This is a genomic window from Spongiibacter sp., assembly GCF_984394615.1.
Genome location: NZ_CFHTQA010000082.1, coordinates 1 through 2,287, shown reverse-complemented (window position 1 = coordinate 2,287; position 2,287 = coordinate 1). Strand labels below are relative to the sequence as shown.

The window sequence follows — 2,287 nt, the reverse complement described above, 5'->3', positions numbered from 1 at the left end:
CAGTACGTCGCCTGCGCGAGCTGGAAGCCCAAAGCCAGGACGGTACATTCGACAAGCTGACCAAGAAAGAAGCACTGATGCGTCACCGCGACATGGAAAAGCTTGAGCGTTCCATCGGTGGTATCAAAGAAATGTCTGGCCTGCCTGACGCACTGTTCGTGATCGATGTTGATCATGAGCGTATTGCTATTCAGGAAGCTAACAAACTGGGTATTCCGGTATTCGGTATCGTTGATACCAACAGCAACCCGGAAGGCGTTGATTACGTTATCCCCGGTAACGACGACGCGATTCGCGCTATCAAGCTGTATGTGACTGCGGTTGCCGACACGATTATTAATGCGAGTGCCAACGCAGCCGTCGCTGGTGACGAGTTCGTTGAAGTCGCACAGGAAGCAGGCGAAGCGGCCGCTGAATAAGCAGGCTGTACATTCGCTACGAGAGGGGGCAAGGCCCCCTTTTTTTGGATACCCATTGAGTGGGGCGGTACAGGCCGCTCTGCACTAGCCCATACAAAGAGGATCTTAGGATGGCTGTTTCAGCAGCAATGGTAAAAGAACTCCGCGATCGCACCGGTCTTGGCATGATGGAGTGTAAGAAAGCACTCAACGAAGCCAATGGTGATATTGAGCTGGCAATTGAAGAACTGCGCAAGTCCAGCGGTATGAAGGCAGCTAAGAAAGCTGGTCGTACTGCAGCAGACGGTGTTGTCGCAACTAAAGTCGCTGAAGACGGTAGCTATGCGGTGGTTGTGGAAGTGAACAGCGAAACCGATTTCGTTGCCCGCGACGACGGCTTCCTGGCGTTTGTAGACAAAGTCGCCAACAAAGCGTTTGCCGACAAGCAGGACGATGTTGCCGCGCTGATGGCTGGTGAGCTGGAAGAAGCTCGCGAAGCGCTGGTTCAAAAAATCGGTGAGAACATTTCTGTTCGACGCGTATCGGTACTGGCTGCTGATAGCGGTGTTGTTGACACTTATGTTCACTCCAATAATCGCATTGCGGTTCTCGTTGCGCTGAAAGGCGGCGACGCAGAGCTGGCGCGCGATGTGGCTATGCACGTAGCAGCGGTTAACCCCCGTGTTGCCAAGCAGGAAGATATGCCGCAAGAGGAAGTGGATAAAGAGCGCGAAATCTTCACCGCTCAAGCTCAAGAGAGTGGCAAGCCTGCCGAGATTATCGAGAAGATGATCGAAGGCCGTATCCGTAAGTTCCTGTCTGAGAATGCGCTGGTTGATCAGCCTTTCGTTAAAGACCCCGAGCTGACGGTTGGCAAGCTGCTGAAAAACGGCGGTGCCGAGATTCAGACCTTCATCCGCTTTGAAGTGGGCGAGGGGATTGAGAAAGAAGAAGTCGACTTTGCAGCCGAAGTGGCTGCGCAGCTCAAAGGCTGATAAGTCGCGAGCGGGGCCGCAGGGCCCCGTTTTTCTTTGTGTATAAGCTTCAATTAATGCGGTGTATGGGGTGAGGCATGTCCACTCAGAGTCGGGACAAAAAGTACAAACGAATTCTTCTCAAGCTCAGTGGCGAGGCCCTGATGGGGCAGCTGGGCTTTGGTATTGACCCCAAGGTGCTGGACCGCATGGCCCTTGAAGTGGGGCAGCTGGTCGGTATTGGTGTTCAGGTCGGGCTGGTTGTCGGCGGCGGTAATCTGTTTCGTGGTGCGGCGCTGCAGAGCGCAGGCCTGGACCGGGTGACCGGTGATCATATGGGAATGCTGGCGACGCTGATGAATGCGCTGGCGATGCGCGACGCCTTGGAGCGGAGCAATATCAAGTCGTCGGTGATGTCGGCGATTCCGATGAGCGGTGTGGTCGACCACTACGATCGCCGCAAGGCCATTCGCGCACTCAGCCGTGGCGAAGTGGTGATTTTTGCCGCGGGTACGGGCAATCCGTTTTTTACGACCGATTCGGCGGCTTGCCTGCGGGGCATTGAAGTCGATGCCGACCTCGTATTGAAAGCCACGAAGGTTGACGGCGTGTACAGTGCCGACCCGATGATTGACCCCGACGCAGAAAAATACGAGCACCTGACCTATGACGAGGTTCTCGATAAAAAGCTGGAAGTGATGGACCTCACCGCAATTTGCCTGTGCAGGGATCACAATATGCCGTTGCGGGTATTTGCGATGGAACAGCAGGGCGCCCTCTTGAACATTGTTGTGGGTGGTAGCGACGGCACGCTGGTGTCTGCGGAGTGATCCTGTTGGTGCGAAACTAGGAGACAGAATAGTGATTGATGAACTGAAGCAGGATGCGCAAGAGCGCATGGCCAAGACAATTGAG

At 54.7% G+C, this 2,287-nt stretch carries 3 protein-coding genes; all 3 read left to right on the top strand.

Annotated elements, in window-relative coordinates; translation table 11 throughout:
• A partial coding sequence (gene rpsB, locus AC5DB9_RS16500) for a 30S ribosomal protein S2 (RefSeq protein WP_491732108.1) occupies window positions 1-419 on the top strand: 419 nt, incomplete at its 5' end.
• Window positions 420-529: 110 nt separating this feature from the next.
• The gene (gene tsf, locus AC5DB9_RS16495; RefSeq protein ID WP_022957659.1) at window positions 530-1,393 is read left to right on the top strand and encodes a translation elongation factor Ts; all 864 of its coding nucleotides are present in this window, start codon (window positions 530-532) and stop codon (window positions 1,391-1,393) included.
• Window positions 1,394-1,470: 77 nt separating this feature from the next.
• On the top strand, window positions 1,471-2,202 hold the full coding sequence (gene pyrH / locus AC5DB9_RS16490) for a UMP kinase (protein ID WP_022957658.1): 732 nt from the start codon (window positions 1,471-1,473) through the stop codon (window positions 2,200-2,202).
• The last annotated feature ends 85 nt before the right edge of the window (window positions 2,203-2,287 follow it).

Bases quoted from the DNA above. Each gene is read 5' to 3' on its own strand.
- tsf (WP_022957659.1), top strand. From the start codon at position 530: ATGGCTGTTTCAGCAGCAATGGTAAAAGAACTCCGCGATCGCACCGGT.
- pyrH (WP_022957658.1), top strand. From the start codon at position 1,471: ATGTCCACTCAGAGTCGGGACAAAAAGTACAAACGAATTCTTCTCAAG.